Source organism: Polynucleobacter sp. JS-Polo-80-F4 (assembly GCF_018881965.1).
GTDB lineage: Bacteria > Pseudomonadota > Gammaproteobacteria > Burkholderiales > Burkholderiaceae > Polynucleobacter.
On record NZ_JACVPI010000001.1, the window covers coordinates 1,079,108 to 1,099,176 of the forward strand.

24 protein-coding genes are annotated in these 20,069 nt (G+C 45.2%); 14 read left to right on the plus strand and 10 right to left on the minus strand.

Annotation, left to right across the window (positions count from 1 at the left end):
- Positions 1-85 precede the first annotated feature (85 nt).
- Genes ICN20_RS05480 through waaC form a run of 6 tightly spaced genes read left to right on the plus strand, consistent with a single transcriptional unit; the run spans position 86 to position 6,014 of the window.
- On the plus strand, positions 86-1,303 hold the full coding sequence (locus ICN20_RS05480; RefSeq protein WP_216238621.1) for a glycosyltransferase: 1,218 nt from the start codon (positions 86-88) through the stop codon (positions 1,301-1,303).
- A 35-nt stretch (positions 1,304-1,338) separates the two neighbouring features.
- Positions 1,339-2,397 carry a dTDP-glucose 4,6-dehydratase gene (gene rfbB, locus ICN20_RS05485; RefSeq protein ID WP_216238628.1) on the plus strand — a complete coding sequence of 353 codons (1,059 nt, stop codon included), beginning with the start codon at positions 1,339-1,341 and terminating at the stop codon, positions 2,395-2,397.
- Between the two features lie 2 nt (positions 2,398-2,399).
- Positions 2,400-3,374 carry a dTDP-4-dehydrorhamnose reductase gene (gene rfbD / locus ICN20_RS05490; RefSeq protein WP_216238630.1) on the plus strand — a complete coding sequence of 325 codons (975 nt, stop codon included), beginning with the start codon at positions 2,400-2,402 and terminating at the stop codon, positions 3,372-3,374.
- Positions 3,375-3,414: 40 nt separating this feature from the next.
- Positions 3,415-4,344 (plus strand): glucose-1-phosphate thymidylyltransferase RfbA, encoded by a 930-nt coding sequence (gene rfbA, locus ICN20_RS05495; RefSeq protein ID WP_216238631.1) that lies wholly within the window; start codon positions 3,415-3,417, stop codon positions 4,342-4,344.
- Positions 4,341-4,907, plus strand: a complete 567-nt coding sequence (gene rfbC, locus ICN20_RS05500; RefSeq protein ID WP_216238633.1) for a dTDP-4-dehydrorhamnose 3,5-epimerase — start codon at positions 4,341-4,343, stop codon at positions 4,905-4,907. Before rfbA ends, rfbC begins: the two co-directional genes overlap by 4 nt.
- 39 nt (positions 4,908-4,946) lie before the next feature.
- Positions 4,947-6,014, plus strand: a complete 1,068-nt coding sequence (waaC, locus tag ICN20_RS05505) for a lipopolysaccharide heptosyltransferase I (protein ID WP_216238635.1) — start codon at positions 4,947-4,949, stop codon at positions 6,012-6,014.
- 10 nt (positions 6,015-6,024) lie between these two features.
- On the opposite strand, the gene ICN20_RS05510 is transcribed toward waaC, so the two are convergent.
- Entirely contained in the window at positions 6,025-7,650 is a 1,626-nt protein-coding gene (locus ICN20_RS05510) for a TolC family protein (protein ID WP_216238637.1), read from the minus strand.
- Between the two features lie 120 nt (positions 7,651-7,770).
- On the opposite strand from ICN20_RS05510, the gene ICN20_RS05515 reads away from it, so the two are divergent.
- The 3 genes from ICN20_RS05515 to trmB are packed head-to-tail and all read left to right on the plus strand — an operon-like array spanning position 7,771 to position 9,895.
- Positions 7,771-8,616, plus strand: a complete 846-nt coding sequence (locus ICN20_RS05515; protein ID WP_216238640.1) for an undecaprenyl-diphosphate phosphatase — start codon at positions 7,771-7,773, stop codon at positions 8,614-8,616.
- Positions 8,617-8,654: 38 nt separating this feature from the next.
- Complete coding sequence (locus tag ICN20_RS05520) at positions 8,655-9,119, plus strand: DUF2721 domain-containing protein (protein ID WP_216238648.1); 465 nt, start codon at positions 8,655-8,657, stop codon at positions 9,117-9,119.
- Positions 9,116-9,895, plus strand: a complete 780-nt coding sequence (gene trmB / locus ICN20_RS05525) for a tRNA (guanosine(46)-N7)-methyltransferase TrmB (RefSeq protein ID WP_216238650.1) — start codon at positions 9,116-9,118, stop codon at positions 9,893-9,895. The genes ICN20_RS05520 and trmB overlap by 4 nt, the downstream gene beginning before the upstream one ends.
- 45 nt (positions 9,896-9,940) lie before the next feature.
- Here the strand turns inward: trmB and ICN20_RS05530 are convergent, their stop codons facing one another.
- The 4 genes from ICN20_RS05530 to ribBA all read right to left on the minus strand — a co-directional run bounded on the left by ICN20_RS05530 (position 9,941) and on the right by ribBA (position 13,742).
- The gene (locus tag ICN20_RS05530; protein ID WP_216238651.1) at positions 9,941-11,413 is read right to left on the minus strand and encodes an NAD-dependent succinate-semialdehyde dehydrogenase; all 1,473 of its coding nucleotides are present in this window, start codon (positions 11,411-11,413) and stop codon (positions 9,941-9,943) included.
- A gap of 124 nt (positions 11,414-11,537) precedes the next feature.
- Positions 11,538-12,047: a transcription antitermination factor NusB gene (gene nusB, locus ICN20_RS05535; protein ID WP_216238652.1), complete on the minus strand. Its 510-nt coding sequence runs from the start codon at positions 12,045-12,047 to the stop codon at positions 11,538-11,540.
- A gap of 5 nt (positions 12,048-12,052) precedes the next feature.
- Entirely contained in the window at positions 12,053-12,565 is a 513-nt protein-coding gene (gene ribH, locus ICN20_RS05540) for a 6,7-dimethyl-8-ribityllumazine synthase (RefSeq protein WP_216238653.1), read from the minus strand.
- A gap of 46 nt (positions 12,566-12,611) precedes the next feature.
- Positions 12,612-13,742 (minus strand): bifunctional 3,4-dihydroxy-2-butanone-4-phosphate synthase/GTP cyclohydrolase II, encoded by a 1,131-nt coding sequence (gene ribBA, locus ICN20_RS05545; RefSeq protein ID WP_216238654.1) that lies wholly within the window; start codon positions 13,740-13,742, stop codon positions 12,612-12,614.
- A 375-nt stretch (positions 13,743-14,117) separates the two neighbouring features.
- Here ribBA and ICN20_RS05550 point away from each other — a divergent pair, with 375 nt between their 5' ends.
- Genes ICN20_RS05550 through ICN20_RS05570 form a run of 5 tightly spaced genes read left to right on the plus strand, consistent with a single transcriptional unit; the run spans position 14,118 to position 17,419 of the window.
- Positions 14,118-14,771 (plus strand): hypothetical protein, encoded by a 654-nt coding sequence (locus tag ICN20_RS05550; RefSeq protein WP_216238657.1) that lies wholly within the window; start codon positions 14,118-14,120, stop codon positions 14,769-14,771.
- Positions 14,768-15,097, plus strand: a complete 330-nt coding sequence (locus ICN20_RS05555) for a hypothetical protein (protein ID WP_216238659.1) — start codon at positions 14,768-14,770, stop codon at positions 15,095-15,097. The genes ICN20_RS05550 and ICN20_RS05555 overlap by 4 nt, the downstream gene beginning before the upstream one ends.
- Positions 15,090-15,638 (plus strand): Tfp pilus assembly protein FimT/FimU, encoded by a 549-nt coding sequence (locus ICN20_RS05560; protein WP_255534658.1) that lies wholly within the window; start codon positions 15,090-15,092, stop codon positions 15,636-15,638. The genes ICN20_RS05555 and ICN20_RS05560 overlap by 8 nt, the downstream gene beginning before the upstream one ends.
- 17 nt (positions 15,639-15,655) lie before the next feature.
- Positions 15,656-16,774 carry a bifunctional diaminohydroxyphosphoribosylaminopyrimidine deaminase/5-amino-6-(5-phosphoribosylamino)uracil reductase RibD gene (gene ribD, locus ICN20_RS05565; protein WP_216238661.1) on the plus strand — a complete coding sequence of 373 codons (1,119 nt, stop codon included), beginning with the start codon at positions 15,656-15,658 and terminating at the stop codon, positions 16,772-16,774.
- Positions 16,775-16,801: 27 nt separating this feature from the next.
- Positions 16,802-17,419, plus strand: a complete 618-nt coding sequence (locus ICN20_RS05570) for a riboflavin synthase (RefSeq protein ID WP_216238662.1) — start codon at positions 16,802-16,804, stop codon at positions 17,417-17,419.
- 9 nt (positions 17,420-17,428) lie between these two features.
- On the opposite strand, the gene ICN20_RS05575 is transcribed toward ICN20_RS05570, so the two are convergent.
- From ICN20_RS05575 to pal, 5 genes are all read right to left on the minus strand, one after another.
- Positions 17,429-17,719 (minus strand): type II toxin-antitoxin system RelE/ParE family toxin, encoded by a 291-nt coding sequence (locus tag ICN20_RS05575; RefSeq protein WP_216238664.1) that lies wholly within the window; start codon positions 17,717-17,719, stop codon positions 17,429-17,431.
- Positions 17,706-17,960, minus strand: coding sequence for a type II toxin-antitoxin system prevent-host-death family antitoxin (locus ICN20_RS05580; protein WP_215362623.1), 255 nt, complete (start codon positions 17,958-17,960; stop codon positions 17,706-17,708). The genes ICN20_RS05575 and ICN20_RS05580 overlap by 14 nt, the downstream gene beginning before the upstream one ends.
- Before the next feature lie 106 nt (positions 17,961-18,066).
- Positions 18,067-18,801 (minus strand): 7-cyano-7-deazaguanine synthase QueC, encoded by a 735-nt coding sequence (gene queC, locus ICN20_RS05585; protein WP_216240303.1) that lies wholly within the window; start codon positions 18,799-18,801, stop codon positions 18,067-18,069.
- Between the two features lie 10 nt (positions 18,802-18,811).
- On the minus strand, positions 18,812-19,543 hold the full coding sequence (ybgF, locus tag ICN20_RS05590) for a tol-pal system protein YbgF (protein ID WP_216238666.1): 732 nt from the start codon (positions 19,541-19,543) through the stop codon (positions 18,812-18,814).
- Positions 19,543-20,049, minus strand: coding sequence for a peptidoglycan-associated lipoprotein Pal (gene pal / locus ICN20_RS05595; protein ID WP_216238667.1), 507 nt, complete (start codon positions 20,047-20,049; stop codon positions 19,543-19,545). The genes ybgF and pal overlap by 1 nt, the downstream gene beginning before the upstream one ends.
- Positions 20,050-20,069 lie beyond the last annotated feature (20 nt).

Sequence of the window (20,069 nt, forward strand, 5' to 3'; positions counted from 1 at the left end):
AATTCTATAATTAGAACATTAGATGAACTCAATTGGGGGGGGGTCTTGTGCCTATACCATTTACGCATTGCATTTTGGAAAGAATATGACCCTTCAGTATCTGCAGAAACTAGCCCAAAAGAGGATCATCAAGCTTAAGCGCTCTTTTGAAAAGCATCAATTTAACTACGTATTTAATTCAAAAACCCTGTTATCCCATGACATGGTTCTTGCAGAAGCCGAGGCTGGGCTACTTCATCAAGCCACTCATGAAAATCATGAGTTATGCCTCAGTTCTTCTGATCCAGTAGTGCGTCAAGGTACTCGTTTGAAAATAGACTTGGAAGCCCAAATGAAAGACTCCTGCATTGGCAGCCCTGAGCGTATTTTGATTCAGGTGCCTGATGCTCGATTTTCACCCGCCGGCTTCTCTCTTTTTTCTAATTTAATCGAAAGCTTGAATTACATCGGGGTGGATGCAAGAGTCTTGGATTGGAATGAAGATATTCGAGGCGCTCTAGAAATATTCAAACCTTCTATTTTGCTCTCTAGTGATAATCCCGAGTATCTCAAAAGAATTGACTGGGATAGCGTGAATCAATATAAAATGCACTCGAGACTGTATGTTGGCCTTAGCGCAGCCCTAGAGGAGTATGAGAGTACCCCTCTACTGCCACGACTGGCTTGGGCTAAACAGCATCGAATTGATTTTTACTATAGCTATCGTGATGAAGATTACGTTCGCAGTCGCTTAGAGTACCAACCATTTTTTGATGCTGGCTTTCAAATCATCTTCATTCCTTTTGGGGCGAACATCCTTCATTACTATCCAGTTGCTGGGTTTCAGAGGGACCTCAATTATGTCTTGATGGCTTCTCGCAAGCGTGAGCATATTCAATATCTAAAAAATATTATGAATGAGTATTCTGGATTTCTAGATGGTCCTGGCTGGAAGCAGGTGAAGAGTTTCTCATTTAAACGCGAGCGTGATCGGTATATTTATGCACGTGCTAAAGTTGGCCTAAATGTGCATTTACCAGAACAAACAAGCTGGGCGTGTGAGCTCAACGAGCGTACCTATCAGTTAGCTGCCTGTGGTGTGCCACAGTTAATTGATCATCCGATACTCTTAAACAAGATATTTGGACGCGAATCTTTCTTTATTGCAGGATCACCAAAAGATTATGAAGAGATGTTTAGAGAACTAATCGCTCATCCTCAATTAGGCACTGATAAAGCCCTGCATGCCCAAAAAGAGGTTTTTGCCGCCCACACCACTTTACATAGGGCTAAGTCATTGATCGATCAGTTAAAATTACTTTAATAAATTTTCCAAATAACTGATTTATAAGGTAAAAAATGATTCTAGTTACTGGTGGTGCCGGTTTTATTGGCGGTAATTTCGTTCTAGACTGGCTTAAAGTGCCTGCTAATGAGGCCATTATTAATCTCGATAAATTGACGTATGCCGGTAATTTGGCCACGCTGGCATCCTTGAAAGATGATTTGCGCCATGTATTTGTTCATGGTGATATTGGCGACAAAGAGTTGGTTACCAAGTTGTTGAAAGAATATCAGCCGCGCGCCATTATTAACTTTGCTGCCGAAAGTCATGTGGACCGCTCTATTCATGGGCCCGCAGATTTTATCGAGACCAATATCGTTGGCACATTTAATTTGCTAGAGTGTGCTCGTGAGTACTGGAATGTTCTTGAAGGAGATGCTAAAGAAAAGTTCCGTTTTCATCATGTCTCTACGGATGAAGTCTATGGCTCTTTATCTGCATCCGATCCGGCGTTTACGGAAAAAAAATCATATGAACCAAATAGCCCTTACTCTGCGTCTAAGGCAGCCTCCGATCATTTGGTGCGCGCTTGGTTTCATACCTATGGGTTCCCAGTGATCACCACCAATTGCTCTAATAACTACGGCCCGTATCATTTCCCAGAAAAATTAATTCCTTTGGTGATATTAAATGCGCTAAATAGCAAGCCATTACCTATTTATGGCGATGGCCAACAGATTCGCGATTGGTTATATGTTGGTGATCACTGCTCAGCAATTCGTGAAGTGTTGGCTAATGGTAAATTAGGCGAGACTTACAACATCGGTGGTTGGAATGAAAAGGCCAATATCGATGTGGTGAAAACTATTTGCGCTATCTTGGATGAGCTCAAGCCGCGTGCAGATGGCAAGCCCTATGTTGATCAAATAACCTACGTAAAAGACCGTCCAGGCCATGATCGCCGTTATGCAATTGATGCCAGTAAGGTAGAGCGCGAATTAGGCTGGAAGCCAGCCGAGACCTTTGATACAGGTATTCGAAAGACTGTCCAATGGTATCTGGATAACCCTGCTTGGATTGATGGTGTGGTGAGCGGGTCTTATCGTGACTGGTTGCAAAAACAATACAACTAACTGTGAATATTTTAGTTTTCGGAAAAGATGGTCAGCTGGGTAAAGCATTCAAAACTTTATTTGACCAACTTCCAGATTCTGCAAATCTACGTGTAACTTATCTCGGTAGGGCGGAATGCGATCTTAGCAAGGAGGAGGAAGTTCTTGCGCAACTTAGCGAAGCCCGCTCTGATCTCATTATTAATGCCTCTGCTTATACAGCAGTTGATAAAGCGGAATCTGAAATCGATATGGCTTATGCCATCAATGCTAGGGCGCCAGAGCGCATGGCTCAGTATGCGGCAGACAAGAATGTTTCTTTCTTGCATTACTCAACTGACTATGTATTTGATGGTGGTAAAGATGGCTTTTATGTTGAGAGTGATTCTCGCAATCCTCTCAGTATTTATGGCAAGAGTAAGGCCGCTGGTGAAGAAGCAATTGAGAAAGTATTTGCAAACTCATCAAAAGGTCAATTTGCGATTTTCAGAACTAGCTGGGTTTATGGAGATGGTGGCAATTTCATACGCACGATGTTGCGCTTAGCAAAAGAGCGTGAAGAGTTAAAAGTGATTCGTGATCAGCATGGAGTCCCCACCAGCGCGGAGTGGCTTGCACGGGTAAGTCTGAATTTGGTACTAGATTCAGAATGGAAGTTAAAGCAGTTTCCATCCGGCATTTATCATGCCGTGCCAGCAGGTGAGACTACTTGGCATGGTTTGGCCTCTTTTGCAGTTCAGGCTGCCCTAAATGCCGGTGTAGAGCTAAAGATCAAACCAGAGGCAATTAAACCTATTCTGACTGTTGAATACCCTCTCCCAGCGCCCAGACCAATGAACTCCAGAATGGATAGCGGCAAACTACGATCCGCCCTGCAAAACCAGGCTTCTGATGCCTCAAACTCTTATAATGATCTTCAAAATATGCCACATTTCCCAGTCTGGGATGGCATGGTTCAAGAATATGTATCCAAGTTAGCCTTGAAGGGTTTGATTTAATTCCTCAGGTTCACCAGAGATGCTGAAATAGGGGTTATTAATGGCTGTAAATCGCAAAGGGATTATTTTGGCTGGCGGGTCTGGTACCCGTCTCTATCCAGTGACTCAGGCAGTTTCTAAGCAGTTGATGCCAGTCTATGACAAGCCAATGGTGTATTACCCTTTAAGCACCTTAATGCTCGCTGGCATCCGCGACATTCTCTTAATTTCTACCCCACACGATACTCCGCGATTTTCAGAGCTCTTGGGTGATGGTTCCCAGTGGGGTCTCAATATTGAGTATTGCGTGCAGCCTTCACCGGATGGTTTAGCCCAAGCATTTACATTAGGTAAAAACTTTGTTGGAAACAATCCTAGCGCCTTAGTGCTTGGCGACAATATTTTTTATGGCCATGAATTAGTGGATCAACTCAATAGTGCAAACGATCGCACCTCGGGTGCATCTGTATTTGCGTATCACGTGAATGATCCAGAGCGTTATGGTGTTGTGGAGTTCGATAAAGACTACAAGGCGCTCTCCATTGAAGAAAAGCCTTTAAAACCACGTAGTAACTATGCAGTAACAGGCTTATATTTTTATGACAATCAGGTTTGCGATATTGCCTCCTCGATTAAACCTAGCGCCCGTGGCGAGCTCGAGATTACGGATGTGAATCGCGTCTATCTTGAAAAGAATGAGCTCAACGTGGAGATCATGGGTCGTGGATTTGCCTGGCTTGATACGGGCACTCATGATTCATTGCTAGATGCCGCAGGTTTCATTGCTACGCTGCAAAAGCGACAAGGTTTGATGGTAGCTTGTCCTGAAGAGATTGCTTATCGCCAAGGCTGGATTAGTGCTGAGATAGTGCAAAAGGTTGCTGCACAGTTAAGCAAGAATAGCTATGGCCAGTACTTAGGTAAGATTTTGAATGAGCTCAATAGCTCTGCTCAGCCTATTTCACTTTCTACCAAGAAAGTTTCTAAATGAGTTCCGCTTCTAAGTTGCAATTAACGCCTACTGCGATTCATGACGTTTTCATTGTGGAGCCCAAGGTATTTGGTGATGAGCGCGGATGGTTTGCTGAATCATTTAATGCAGAGGACTTCGCTAAAGCCACTGGGCTGAATGTTCAGTTTGTGCAAGACAACCATTCCTTTTCTCGTCAGTGGACTTTGCGTGGCTTACATTACCAAATAGAGAAGACTCAGGGCAAATTAGTGCGGGTTGTGGCTGGTAGCGTATTTGATGTTGCTGTGGATATTCGCAAAGATTCCCCAACTTATGGCAAGTGGGTGGGTGTTGAGTTAAGCGCCGAAAACCATAAGCAATTATGGATTCCACCACAATTAGCCCATGGCTTTTTAGTGCTCTCACCAACAGCCGAATTTCTCTACAAAACGACGGATTACTATCATCCACAGAGCGAGGCTTGCCTTGCCTGGAATGACCCAACTGTCGGTATTGAGTGGCCTTTACCGGCTGGTATTCAACCTAATATGAATGCCAAGGATGCTGACGGTCTTTCTTGGGACGCAGCACCCAAGTTCTAGCCACCTTGGACAATTTCAAAAAGATAAGATAATCGTCACATGAGCGATTTATCTTCGACCTATTCAAAGGGTCTCCCGTCAAATCCCAAGATTTTGTTGGTAAAGCTCTCCTCATTAGGGGATGTGCTTCACAATTTACCGATAGTTTGGGATCTGCGTACGCGTTTGCCTCATGCTCAAATTGATTGGGTGGTCGAAGAAGGGTATGTCCACTTACTTAGGCCCTTGTTGTCTCGAGATGGTTTTCGAGGAATTGATCGCATTATTCCGTTTTGTTTACGTCGCTGGAAAAAGAATCTATTTAAGCTTTCTACCTGGCAGGAGTTTTTTGCATTTAAGAAGAAGCTCCAGGAAACTTCTTATGATGTGATTATTGAGACGCAAGGTCTACTGAAGTCAGCCATTGTTTGTTCTCTAGCAAGTAAAGCCCCCAATGCAGTGATTGCGGGCCTTGCCAATGCAACAGAATTTTCTGGGTACGAGCCTATTGCCCGATCTTTTTATAACCAGTCCGTGCAAGTTCCAACCCAATGTCACGCAGTAGATCGTTCACGCTGGGTTATGTCTTCAGCTCTAGATTGGCTGCTGGTGGATCGCACAATTGCACCCCAGTTTTATCTAAAGACTTATGTTGATTCTTTGAATATCAATTCAGGTGTGGCCTTAAAAGACTTAAAGTCACCATATGTTTTGTGTTTTCATTCGACTGCAAGAGAAGCTAAGCGTTGGCCCAATGAAAGCTGGATTGCTTTGGGTAAAGAGCTGGCTGCTCGTGGCTATCAAGTTGTCTTGCCTTGGGGTAGTTTGGCTGAGCAATCGGTGAGTAATGAGATTGCAGCGCATATTCCAAATGCTTTGGTGCCTCGGGCATTTTCAATTGAAGAAGCGTTTTCAGTGATTGCGGGTGCTGCATTGACTGTGGGTGTTGATACGGGACTGACGCATCTTGCAGCTGTTTTAGGTGAGCCTACAGTAGAAATTTATTGCGACTCACCAAGATGGAAGACTGAAGGTTATTGGTCTAACAATATTCGCAATGTGGGTGATATTCAGGAGCCACCGACAGTGGCAGAAGTCATTGAAGCTTCTTTGAGTTTGTTGATCTAGAAACTAAAACCTAGCGCAATAAAGAGTTGATTGCTATTAAATCTTCATCCGTTAATGCTGCGGCATGAGCTTTTAATCTAATGGCATTCAGGATGGTGTTATAGCGTGCTTGCTGCAGCAAGGAGCGAGTATTAATAACAGAATCCAGCGCAATTAATACATCAATATTAATTAAGGTTCCTACTTGGAAGCCAAGTTTGCTGGACTCTAATGCGGATGTGGTTGAGCGCTCTGCGGCTTCATAAGCTTTCACACTAGCTAAACCGCCATAAAAGCCTGTAAAGGCAGTCCTGGTGCTTTGAGCAGCCGCACGACGATAGTTGTCATAGTTGGCTTTGGCTGCATCTACCAAGGCAGCATTTTGACGAATGACAGAACTGTTATATCCACCTGAAACCAATGGAATCGTCATCTGCAGAGCTAGGGTATTGTTGTACACATTGGTACTAGATGGCGTGTAGTTATTCGGTGTGCCATTGGAAGTGTTGTATCCCGATGTGCCAACCAAGTTGATGGTTGGATAATTTAAAGCTTGGGCGCCGCGATAGGTGCTTTCTGCAAGACTCACCGATAGCTGTCCTGCTAAGACATTAAAGTTTGCGGATTCAGCCTGGTTAATCCAATCATCGAGAGTTTGTCCAGGAGGAAGCGGTGGGTTGACGCTCTCAGCAATAGGATAGCCTTTGGAATCTTTGCTCTTGGTGCGCGGATCTTTGAGAACGCCTTCAATTTTGGCATCCTTCACTAATGGCTTGAGTGCACCTACTGGGCGCCCAACAATTTGTTCTAGTGCACCACGCTTCACAATCAGATCCGCCTGAGCGGTGATCTCTTGAGAGTTTGCTAGATCAAGGGCTGCTTGAGCGGTATTGACATCCACAATCGTTGCTAAGCCAGCATCAAACTTTGCCTGAGCGGCTTCAAGCTGTTGCTTAATCAAGTCCTTCTTATTTTTATAGAGCGCTACATTATCTTGACTAGTTAGTGCATCAAAGTAAGCCTGCGATACCCGCAAGATTAAATCTTGCTGCGCCAAGAAAAAGCGCATATCTGCCAGCTTGGTATTGAGATCGCCCTGTTTGAAAAGTTCTAATGCGCCAACGTTGAATACAGGTTGGGTGAGTGTGACGGTATAACTTTTTTGATCAAAGACTCGTGAGTTACCGGGGCTATTTGAAACTACGGTGCTACCCACTCCATGCTGATAGTAGCGAGTGCCACCAGGGGTGGCGTTAGCTTGCGGCATCAACAAGGAGAAGCCTTGCCAGTAGAGTTCTTTGCTTGCTTGGTAATTAAAGCGAGCGGCTGTTAATACTGGGTCACTAAAAGCGGCCTCTTGATACAGTTGAATTAAATCGTTTAATTGCCCCTTGGTATCAGCACTTTTATTGCCATTCAAATTAGAGGGCGCAGCCACTGCTGGTACCGCTAGTTTGCTTGGCGGCGGAATCATCTGTGGAGGCTGCTCAAGTCCAATCAGGGTAGATGCACTCATTGGAGTAGGTAAAGCGGGCCTTGCGGCTGCATTAGGGCTTTGCGCCAGCGCCTGAAATGACAATGTGCCAAGACCGAGCGATTGACTGAGGATCAAACCAAAGGCGGTAAGTCGAGAAAGTCTAAAGCGGGCTGGGGTCATGTAATTCGGATACTTTTCAATGTGCCATGCAGTTTAAGGCTAATTTATTCAAAATGCTCATTTAGACGCTATTTTGCCAAATCCCCGAAATTGCATCCATATGCCTATAAAATTTGGCCTATGGATCTAATTTTGTTACTAAAAGCAGTCATTCTGGGGGTGGTCGAGGGATTAACGGAGTTTTTACCGATCTCGAGCACCGGGCACCTTATCTTGGTTGGTGATTTGCTCGACTTTAATGATGATCGGGGCAAGGCTTTTGAGGTCATTATTCAGTTTGGTGCGATTTTGGCGGTTTGTTGGGAGTTTCGTCAAAAGCTCATCAAAGTTGCTTCTTGTTTTTCCGGTAGCGCCATTGCGCGACGCTTTGTTTTAAACCTATTGATCGCTTCTATTCCGGCCATGGGTTTAGCTTTCTTATTTGGAAAATATATCAAAGCAGTATTGTTTTCACCTATTCCGGTGGCTAGTGCTTTCATTGTGGGGGCCTTAGTTATTTTTTGGGCCGAACGTCGCCAGCAAAATCGTGCTGACGTTTCTAGTCACATCAAAACAGTAGATGACCTCACTCCCTTAGATGCGTTGAAGGTTGGTATAGCTCAATGTGCCGCATTAATTCCAGGAACATCCCGTTCGGGCGCAACGATTATTGGCGGCATGTTGTTTGGACTACCTCGTGCCGTTGCTACTGAGTTCTCATTCTTTTTGGCAATTCCAGTCATTGGTGGCGCTACAGCATATGAGTTGCTTAAGCTTTGGAAAGCGCCAGTAGCGTTTTCTGGAGAATTTACGCTAGCGATTATTGTTGGTTTCATTGCTGCGTTTATCTCAGCCTTTATTTGCGTGCGTTGGTTGATTCATTACGTGGCCCATCACAACTTCATCCCATTTGCTTGGTATCGAATTGCTTTTGGTTTACTAGTGCTCCTTACTTCTTACAGCGGACTGATTGCCTGGTCTCACTGATCTAAAAATATCTTTAATCAAAGTTAACGGAATTTAATATGGATGTATCAATAGACGCAATTACCAACAATATTCAGCTGGCGCTTGCCCCTGTATTTTTGTTAACTGCTGTGGCCACTTTGATTAATGCGATATCTGGACGCTTAGCCCGTTCAGTTGATCGCATGCGTGCGATTCGGCATTCTATTAATCTGGGCGAGGTAAAAGATGTCGCGTTATTGGAGCACATGAATAAAGAAGCTGATGAAGCTCAAACTCGGGGACGTCTTTGTACTGCCGCTATCTTTTTTGACGTTCTTAGTGGTGTATTTATTTCCTTAACGGTTCTTGAGTTATTTTTCTTTCAGGCGGGCGCAGTGCGTTCTTTGCAAACGGCTTATGTCATTTGGACTTTTGTTCTGGGCTTGCTATTTTTTATGACATCCTTATCCATTGTTTTGGCTGAGGTTGTTTATGCCTATCGCTCGGCAGGATGGAAGATACCGACTGGCTTTGATAAATGAATAGAACCGATCGGATTCGCTCCTTTGTTTTAAGGGCGGGGAGAACTACTGCTGGTCAACAGCGTGCTATTGAAGAATTGGGGCCTCAGTTTTTAGTTCCATATAAAGCATCTCATTTAGATTTAATAGAGGCTTTTCGGGGTTCAAATCAGCCAAAGATTTTAGAAATTGGCTTTGGCATGGGCGAGACGACTGCCAAGATCGCTGCCTTAAGGTCAGATGATGATTTTTTAGCAATCGAGGTTCATCCTCCGGGTGTCGGCGCCTTACTAAAGCTCATTGGTGAAAACCAGCTGAGTAATCTCAGACTCATTCGCCACGATGCTGTTGAGGTTTTGGAGAATATGATTGCTCCAGAATCTTTGGATGGCATTCATATTTACTTTGCTGATCCTTGGCATAAGAGACGTCATCACAAGCGCCGTCTAATCCAGGCTGAGTTTGTGAAGTTATTGGTTTCTAGACTGAAGCCCGGCGCATATTTACATTTAGCAACCGATTGGCACAACTATGCCGAACAAATGCTCTTGGTTCTCAATGCAGAATCTACTTTGCAAAATACTTCTAGCGAATTTGTGAAGGTGGAAACTTTCACTGCCGAAGATCTTGCCAAGCCAGATGAGATTTGTAATGAATTCAAGCCAACAATAGAGCAGGTAAATGCTCAGCATGCTGGATATGTGGAAAGACCTGCTTATCGCCCGGTAACCAAGTTTGAAAACCGTGGCATCAAGCTAGGCCACGGTGTTTGGGATCTAGTTTATAAAAAGAAATAAAAACTAGGCGCCTTATAGGCTTTTTAGGCTCATAGCCTTATAGAATCAAAGGCCTACGCAGACGTATTTCATTTCGAGATATTCATCCATGCCGTAGACACTGCCTTCGCGCCCAAGGCCAGATTGCTTGATGCCGCCAAAGGGTGCAACCTCATTAGAGATTAGTCCCGTATTGACACCTACCATGCCGTATTCCAGTGCCTCAGCTACTTTCCAAACGCGGCCAATGTCACGGCTGTAAAAATAGGATGCCAGACCAAACTGACTACTGTTTGCGAGCTTGATGACTTCTTCGTCGCTCTCAAATGGAATGATCGGCGCTATCGGACCAAAGGTTTCCTCATAGGTAATCAGCATTTGACTACTTACATTGGCTAGGATGGTTGGTTCATAAAAGTTCTTGCCTTCAATCGATTGTTTGCCGCCAGTCACTAGTGTTGCACCCTTGCTTAGAGCATCTGCAACATGTTTCTTTACTTTATCAAGGGCGGCAGTTTCAATCAGGGGGCCTTGGGTAACGCCAGCATCCATACCGTTGCCAACTTTAATGATGGCAAGCGCTTTGGCAAACTTTTCAACAAATTGATCATGTACTTTTTTGTGAACATAAAAGCGGTTTGCGCATACACAGGTTTGACCTGAGTTTCTAAACTTCGAAGCCATGGCACCACTAACTGCAGCATCAATGTCGGCATCTTCAAAGACGATAAACGGAGCGTGTCCGCCTAATTCCAATGCAAGCTTTTTAACGGTTGGCGCACATTGCTGCATCAAGATGCGTCCAACTTCCGTTGAGCCCGTGAAGGATAGGTGGCGCACTGTAGGTGAAGAGCAGAGAGTTTTGCCAATAACAATGGATTGATCTGCATCAGCAGTCACAATATTGATAACCCCATCCGGAATGCTAGCACGCTTGGCGAGTTCAGCCAGAGCTAAGGCGGATAGCGGAGTTAATTCAGCGGGCTTAATCACAATCGTGCAGCCTGCAGCCAATGCAGGTGCAATCTTGCGCGTAATCATCGCAATCGGAAAGTTCCATGGTGTGATAGCTACGCAGACACCAATCGCTTGCTTTAAAACCATCAGGCGCTTATCGCTCCAAGTGGTTCCTAAAATGGAGCCCTCAACCCGTTTAGCTTCTTCAGCAAACCACTCTACAAAACAGGCTCCATAAATTACTTCACCAGTAGCTTCAGCCAAAGGTTTGCCTTGCTCAAGCGTCATCAGCTTTGCAAGGTCTTGGGTATTTTCAATAATGAGATCAAACCACTTACGCATAATGGCAGCGCGTTCTTTAGCTAGTTTGCTGCGCCATGCCGGCAGAGCTTTTTCTGCTGCTGCAATGGCTGTCTCAGCATCATGAGTTTCTAAGTTAGCAACGTTTGCAATGATTTCATCGGTTGCTGGGTTGTTTACTGGGAAGGTCTTATTAGATCCAATCCATTTGCCGTCGATAAAAGCCTCTTCTCTAAAAAGGCTGGAGTCTTTGAGTTGGCTGCGGATATCTACTTTTTGCATGATCTATTGCCCTGTTCTTGCTCTGTAATCGATATGGATCATTTTATCCCCCTACAAATAAAAAAGCCTCCAAGCGGTTTAGGCTTGAAGGCAGATATTGCGGAATGCTATTCGGGCGGGGTATTTAGCCTGCTTGAGTTTCCGTAGTGCGAAGCTGCTGGGCTAATAGGTCTAGCACGCCGTTCACATACTTATGGCCATCTGTGCCACCAAAGGTTTTGGCAAGCTCGACAGCTTCATTGATCGCCACTTTATATGGCACTGAGAGGTCTACCGCTAGTTCATAAGCACCAATGAGGAGGGCTGCATGCTCTACAGGGGAAAGCTCATTAATCGGGCGATCTAGCGCTGGGGTAATGATGGCCTCTAATTCATCTGTGCGGGCTAAGACACCATCAAAGATGCCCTGAAAGAGGTCAAGTTGGCAACGACGGAATGCAGGGTCCTCGGCAAGCTGCTTGGCAATTGCAGCACCATTCGGAATGCTGCCAGCACGACGCATGACAAGGCTTTGATAAACACCCTGAAGGGCGTACTCACGTGCGCGACGACGTGGTGTCAGTGAGCGCTTTGGCGCTGGCTTTAATTCTTTACCGGCTTGCGGATTGGGTGGGTTCTGGCTAGATGTAGACATGCGAATTATTCTTCTTCACTCGAGTTGATTTCGATATCGATATCGGGAGTTAATGCTAAGGCTAGGTTCGCCATCTCAACTACCGCTTGAGCACATTCTGCGCCTTTTACCTGAACACGTGCGAGCGCTTGCTCATCAGTGTCACAAGTGAGTACGCCATTGGCGATTGGCAAGCCAGAGTCAATAGAGATACGTGTAATTCCGGCAGCGGATTCATTAGAGACCAACTCAAAGTGATAAGTTTCGCCGCGAATCACTGCGCCAAGGGCAACCAAGCCATCAAACTCACCAGTCTCAACGAGCTTTTGCAGTGCAAAGGGAATTTCAAGCGCCCCAGGTACAGTCACGAGCTTGATATCAGATTGACTAACGCCAAGAGAGATAAGTTCATTAATGCAAGCGTTCGTTAGCGCAACGCAATGATCTTCATTAAAGCGCGCTTGTACAACGCCAATGCGTAAATCCTGGCCATTGAGATCTACGTCTAATACGCCTACAAAGTCATTAGTGCTAGTCATATCAATTTTCTAAAATTATTTAATACCGTGAGGACTGTCAGAGTTTTTAGGCAGTGTAAGGCTTGTAGCCTGTCACTTCGAGCTTATAACCAGAGAGGCTTGGAACAGGGCTTGGATTGGCTAGTAAACGCATTTTGCCAACGCCGATATCTTTCAATATTTGGGCGCCAATACCATAGCTTCTGAAATCGGTTTTTCTGGCCAAAGGTTTCTTGGCTTCTTCTTGTGATTGATTCAGTTTCTGGAACTGTGCCAACCAATCTTGATCATTTGGAGCGGCAATGCCAGAGGCATTGAGAAGAACTGCAACACCAGAGGATGAAGAAGCAATCTCCTCTAGGGCTTTAGCTAGCGGCCAAGAATGGGTGCTGACGTTAGAGTCTAGGAAATCTAAAACAGTAACCGGCTCATGCACGCGCACCAAGGTTTCTTGTGCTTCAGAAGGTTTGCCATGCACCAATGCAATATGAATGCAGGAGCTTGGAGTATCGCGATAAATAATGCCTTGGAATTTTCCCCAAGGCGTGATGAATTCTCTGCTACCTTCGCGAACTACAATACTTTCATGCTGGCTGCGATATTGAATAAGGTCTGCAATGCTGCCAATTTTTAATTGATGCTCTTTTGCAAATTCAAGAAGATCTGGAAGGCGTGCCATGCTGCCATCGTCTTTCATGATTTCGCAAATCACGGAAGTAGGTGAGCATCCTGCCATTGCTGCTAAGTCGCAACCCGCTTCAGTATGACCAGAGCGAATGAGTACGCCACCAGGCTGTGCCATCAATGGAAAGATGTGCCCAGGCTGAACTAAATCACTAGGCTTAGCGTTTGGTGCTACTGCAGTTTTAATAGTGAGCGCACGATCTGCTGCTGAGATTCCAGTGGTAACCCCATTTGCTGCTTCAATAGATACTGTGAAATTGGTTCCCATGGATGTGCCGTTATCACGAACCATCAAGGGGAGGTTTAATTGCTGGCAGCGCTCACGCGTCAAAGTTAAGCAAATCAAGCCGCGGCCATGTTTTGCCATGAAATTCACAGATTCTGCAGTGACGTGATCGGCAGCAAGGACTAAATCACCTTCGTTCTCACGGTCTTCTTCATCAACGAGGATCACCATTTTGCCGGCGCGGAGCTCGGCAATAATTTCTTCGGTGGAGGCAAGGGTATTTGGCATAGCCCTCTATTTTAAGCGCAGGACCTACTTGTTGTTCAGTCCTACTGCAATATCCCATCTTTCTGACGGCAAGAGCCTTGGGTAGGAGTTTCAGCTCAAGAGCCTAGCTTTGAAAATGGGCAATGCCCCCTAAAAAGCAATTCAACTCAGGACTCCGCCCTCGGAATTGCCAGGGATTCATTTTGCTGGAGGTTTTAGTGGCTATGAGCATGATTTTGGGGGTCTGGATGGCTTCGGTAGGGGTTTATCAGCGCCTGGCATTAAACCTAGCCCAGCAAGAGGCCAAAAGATCGCAACTGAGAAAGGAATTGGATGTCTTTGAAACACAAGAACGAGCTAGAGCTAGCTCTCAGTCCCCTAGCAAAACCTTAATTAATGAGCCTGCTCGAATGCCTAGTCGCAATCGCTCTATGCGCACTGCTACTCAATCCATTGCTAAAAACCAGCGCTGATTTGCTTATCAAGCAAATTGAGTTTGAAAAAACACAATCCCTAATCTCAGAAGCAGATCGTGCCTTCGAGCTGATTGGGCGAGCTATTCGTATGGCTGCTTATCGCAATATTCAAAATACACAAATAAGCAGTCGAACAGCAGGACATAAAGCAAATGAAACTCTATTTCTTGAAATAAATAAAAAATCCGGATTTCGAGGATCTGATGCTTTGACTATTCTCCATGAATTATCGGATGGGGTGGATTTTGATTGCATTGGCAATGCGCTAACAAAAGATCGCACTAAAAATAATTTAGCTATGCAAGGTTTCTTGGTCGATCGTCAAGCGGGAGTTCCAAAAGGTCAAAAAGTAAATGGTGGCTCGCTGATATGTCAGTCGCTAGATCGTCAGGGACGGATTCAAAATACTACCCTGATGAATGGCATTAATGGACTCTTTATTGAGGAGCTGACTACCCCTCGTGACCAATCTATTCGGGGTCAAAGGCTATTTAAGATCAAGCTGCAAATGACTGACGGGGCTAAGCTCAATATAGATCTAGAGCGTACTTTTGCAACCAGGAATCTGTTGTGATCTTAGCTTGGGTAATTTCACTGCTCTTGCTTTGCTCCTCCTTGGTGACTTATTTAGAGAGGCTGAATGCATTGCGCATCGTGGAGGTAAAAACAATGCAAGTGGCGCAGAAAAATTTTATTGCTGCTGAGAGTGCAGTATTGGAGTGCGAGAAAAATTTAACAGCCCTTACTGATCTCAAAGAGAACGAGTGTTTTATTCAGTCGGTTGGTAAAAACCGTTGGTTGATCTCAAGTAAAGATAAACCAGCAATTCAGATAGGTGTTGTCATTGATGAAAAAACTGGTCTTGCAAATCGCATGAATTGGCGGCAAGTATTTGAATAAATCAAAGAATGGATTTAGTCTTCTTGAGTTAATGGCTGTGGTTTTAGTTATTGCTATTGCTGCTATGGCGGCGATGCCTTTATTGCAAGAGCAAATAGCAGCCAGAGAAATTGATACTATCGCCAGAAGATTTATCAGTCATGCGCACTTTGCTCGTCAGCAAGCACTTCATTTGGGCCAGCCCGTGCATCTGGTTCCCATTTCTGGTGATCAGTGGGAGGCGGGGTGGATTGTCAAAAGCGGCTGTATCGGAAAGTCTGTAAAGGCAGGGTGTATCGATAAGCCCTGGTTCACGCAGGCAGGTATTGAGCCTATTTACTTTAAAGGGGGTGGTAAGCAGTTCATTGACCCCCATTCTGGCAAGAAGGGCATTTTGTTTAACGCTGCTGGCGCTGCTAAAACGGCTCAAGGTGGGTTTGTTGCAAATCGTTTGATCCTGGGTCACAGCCGGAGCCCCAACTTGGAGCGGCAAATGATTCTGGGTAGCGGCGGGCGATGGCGCATCTGTGATCCCACGAGAGATGCAAAGCGCTGCCATTGAATGGTTTAATAGACCCTATGTACAGCGCAGTTGACCACCAGTTTATGAGCGAGGCAATAGCCGAGGCTCAAAAAGCACTTTATTTATCCAACCCTAATCCTAGGGTGGGTTGCATCATTATTAAAGATGGCCAAGTGATTGGAAGGGGCTTTACGCAAAAGGTTGGTAGTGCCCATGCTGAAGTTCAAGCTCTAGCCAACGCAAAAGCACTCGGAAATGATCCTATTGGATCAACTATCTATGTCACCTTAGAGCCATGCAATCACACTGGCCGTACACCGCCCTGTGTAGATGCTTTAATCGCAGCTAAACCGGCCGCTGTATTTGTAGCCATGTCAGACCCTAATCCGCTGGTATCCGGTAAAGGCATAGAGCGTTTAAAAGCAGCAGGGATTAATGTTCATTGTGGGCTTATGGAGTCAGAAGCACGCTCTTTAAATCCAGGATTTATTTCGCGGATGACTCGAGGCTTACCTTGGGTACGTATGAAGATTGCGGCAAGTCTTGATGGTAAGACAGCATTACCGGATGGTCGCAGTCAGTGGATCACTGGATCATTAGCGAGAGCTGATGGCCATCATTGGCGTGCACAAGCATGTGCCATTGTGACTGGAGTGGGCACTGTTAAAGAGGATGACCCTAGTCTGAATGTGCGAGATGTACAAACCGAACGTCAGCCTTGGTGCATCATCGTTGATTCCAAACTAGAAACGCCACTTACTGCAAAGATCCTAGATGGGCTTGATCAATCTGGCGTCATCATTGTTTGCGCTAGTCTAGAGAGCTCTGAGATGCAGCAAAAAGCTAAGGCATTTACTGAGCGCGGCATTGAAGTTATTGCTATGGCGAACCCCTTTGGTAAGGTAGATCTGCCAAAGCTATTCTCATATCTAGCCAAAGAGCGTGAAATGAATGAGATTCATATTGAGGCCGGCTTTAAGCTCAATGGTTCTTTACTCAGGGAAAACTGTGTAGACGAGTTATTGCTCTACTATGCACCATTCTTCATGGGTGAGGGTATTGGCATGGCCAATATCTCGCCCCTAAATTCTTTGGATGACAAGCAGGGTTGGAAAGTCATCGATCAAAGCCTATTTGGCTCCGATCTTCGTATGCGCCTAATTAAGAGCCATTAAAAATAATTCAAAACTAAAATTACAACTATGTTTACTGGAATCATTACCGCAGTTGGTCAAATTAAAAGCGCTCAAGCAAAAGGCGATGGCTTGCATTTAGTTGTCGAAGTTCCGGCAGGCTATTTAGATGATGTTGCCTTGGGTGACAGTATTGCGATTCAGGGCGCCTGCATGACCGCTACCCAGCTAACAAATCATTCGTTTGCTTTAGATATCTCTCGGGAGTCTCTTAATAAAACCATTGGTCTGGATAAGGTTGGCCCAGTTAATCTTGAAAAGGCCATGCGCTTAAATGATCGCCTGGGTGGACATTTAGTGAGTGGGCACGTAGATGGTGTTGGTAAAGTCGCGCACTTTGCTCAGGTGGCTAATGATGTTTATGGTTCTTGGTTGTTACGCATTGAGGCGCCCAAAGAGCTCGCGCAATACTTGGCTTACAAAGGCTCTATTGTTGTAAATGGCGTTTCACTCACGGTCAATCAGACTGAAGACACGGCAAATGCTTGCATCATCGATATCAATATCATTCCCCACACTTTGCAGAACACTACGCTAGGTAACTTGAAGCAAGGTGATGCTGTGAATCTGGAAGTGGATCTTATTGCGCGGTATGTGGCGAGGATGCTAGAAACTCAAGGTAAATAGATTTACCTCTTATTTTCTGGTTTCTGCTTTTCGATATACCGCATCTTGATCCCGCTTACCGACAGCAATTACTAGAACTACAAGCCTGCGATCAATGACTTCGTAAACAAGTCTGTAACCGACGGTTCTCAGTTTAATTTTATAAAAGTCGTCTAAGTCGCCATGAAGTTTTGCTGAGGGTACTCTTGGATTAATCAGGCGCTTCTGTAATTGCTTTTTAAATTGTTCCTTTATTGAGTTATCTAATTTTTGCCATTCTTTTAGCGCAAGAGTATGAAACTCAAGATTAAAGCTCTTCAAGCTTCACTTTCACGGTTTTGCCACCTTTGCGAGCCTGAATGGTTTTAATGAGCGAGACATCATCAATTAGATCGAGCAGCGCTTCATAAGCCTTTGCCGACAAAAGATAGGCTTCGGGCTTGTTGTGGTTTAAGACGGCTACAGGAAGGTCGCCAGCGATTTCCATGATCTTGCTGGGATTGCGTCTTAAGTCAGTCATGCTGACTGTGGTTTTGGCGTGAATAGTCTGTGTAAGGCTCATATAAAAATACCCATAATTTAGTGCATTATTGTGTGCTTTTTTATAAATGTCAAACATAAAAAAATAGGGCCTTAAGGCCCCATGGGTTTGACTGATTAAAACGGGTTTATCTGTAGCGGGTTGGATCGGCTAGATTAGCCTGCTTAAAACCCGCCTGTCTTAATCTGCAAGACTCACATTCACCACAAGCTTCACCCAAATCATTTGCTTGGTAGCAAGAAACTGTTTGGGAATAATCCACACCTAGAGTGCTGCCCAGTTGAATGATTTCGGCTTTAGTGAGGCTGATGATCGGTGCGTGTACCCGAAAGCGATTCGCATCATTCATAGCTTCTACACCCGCTTTGGTGGCTAGGTTGGCCATATGTTCAAAAGAGGCTACATATTCTGGTCGGCAATCTGGGTAACCTGAGTAATCCACTGCATTAGCGCCATAGAAAACATCGAGACCGCCTAATGATTCTGCCCAGCCCAATGCAAGCGATAGCAAGATCGTATTGCGTGCTGGTACATAAGTGATGGGAATTTCTTGATCTTTGCCGGGGGTGATGGGAACTGCGATTGAAGAATCAGTTAAGGCTGATCCCCCAAAACGGGTGAGATCTAAATTCACCACTTCATGACGAGCAACACCAATTTGTTTGGCAATATGTTTGGCTGCAGCTAACTCTGAAGAGTGGCGCTGGCCATAGCCAACTGATAAAGCATAAGGCGTGTAACCAAGATCTTTAGCAAGCGCTAGAACGGTAGTGGAGTCCAAGCCACCAGAGAACAAGATGACCGCTGGAGCGCCTTGCTTACGGGGCGCGAGCGATTTAAATGCAGCAGACAAATTAGACATGGCTGATGAATTACTTGGCGCCAGCAATGAGTTGCTGCGCATCTTTAGCTGCATCAGTGTCTGGGTACTTAGCAATAATGTCGCCAAAGGTTTTCTTGGCTGCCGCTTTATTACCACTCTCTAATTGTGAGTTACCTAATGTGACCATCGCAGCAGGAACACGCGGGTGGTTAGGATATTTCTTAATCAGGTTTTGTAACTGGCTGATAGCGCCAGCATATTCTTTGTTGGCATATTTGCTGTTACCACTCCAGTACAGAGCAAGGGGTAGGTAAGGGCTCTTGGGGTATTTAATAGTAAAGGCTGAAAATCCTTCATCAGCTTTTTTGAGATTACCCGTTTGAAATGACTTTAAGGCATCGTCATACGCCTTCTTCTCGCCAGGCTGTACTGTGCCGCTGACGCCTTCGATGGTGACAGTGCGGGGCTCAAAATTCCCTAAGCGAGTATCGAGATCTTGGTAGTAAGTCTTCTGACTGCTGTTAATGTCTTCACCTTGCTTTTGAAGCTCTTCCACTTTGCCACGCAGCTCTGCATTCTCAGTTTTGAGTTTGTCGATCTGGCCTTGCAACTCAAGCTGGGTGGTGGCTAGAGACTTACGCAGGTCCAGAATAGCCTTGCGCGCTTCGTCATCGGAGAAGAGAGCCCAGGCACTATTAGATGCACCCAAGCAAATGAGGGCAGCACTTAAACAAAACGCTCGTGAGAGCGTTTGTTTTGCAGAGTGAGAAAGCGTCATCATTAGTTTGTGATGTAAACAATGTCAGCGCGGCGATTTTCTGCCCAAGCTGCCTCATTGTCACCTTCGGCTTTTGGTTTTTCTTTACCAAAGCTGACTGCTTCCATTTGATCGTCAGAAACACCCATCAAGTTCAATGATTTGCGTACGGCATCAGAGCGACGTTGGCCAAGTGCTAAGTTGTATTCAGCGGTACCGCGTTCATCGGTATTACCTTGAATAATCACTTTCTGCTTAGGATTGGCTTTTAAGAAGCTTGCGTGAGCAGATAACATTTTTTGATATTTAGTCTGAACGGTATATTCGTCAAAGCCAAAGTAAACACTTTTCTCAAAGAGTGGGCTGCTAGGATCATTCCATGGTTGTGAGCCAAATTTGCCACTACCGCCACCGCCACCATTAGCAGCATCCGTGTCATCTAGCTTGACGCTGGAGCATGCCGCCATAAGAAGTGCTGTTGCGCCGATCAGGGCAAATGTCGCTGCACGACGTGCGATAGAAATCTTCATGAATTTTCCTTTTTCCTACA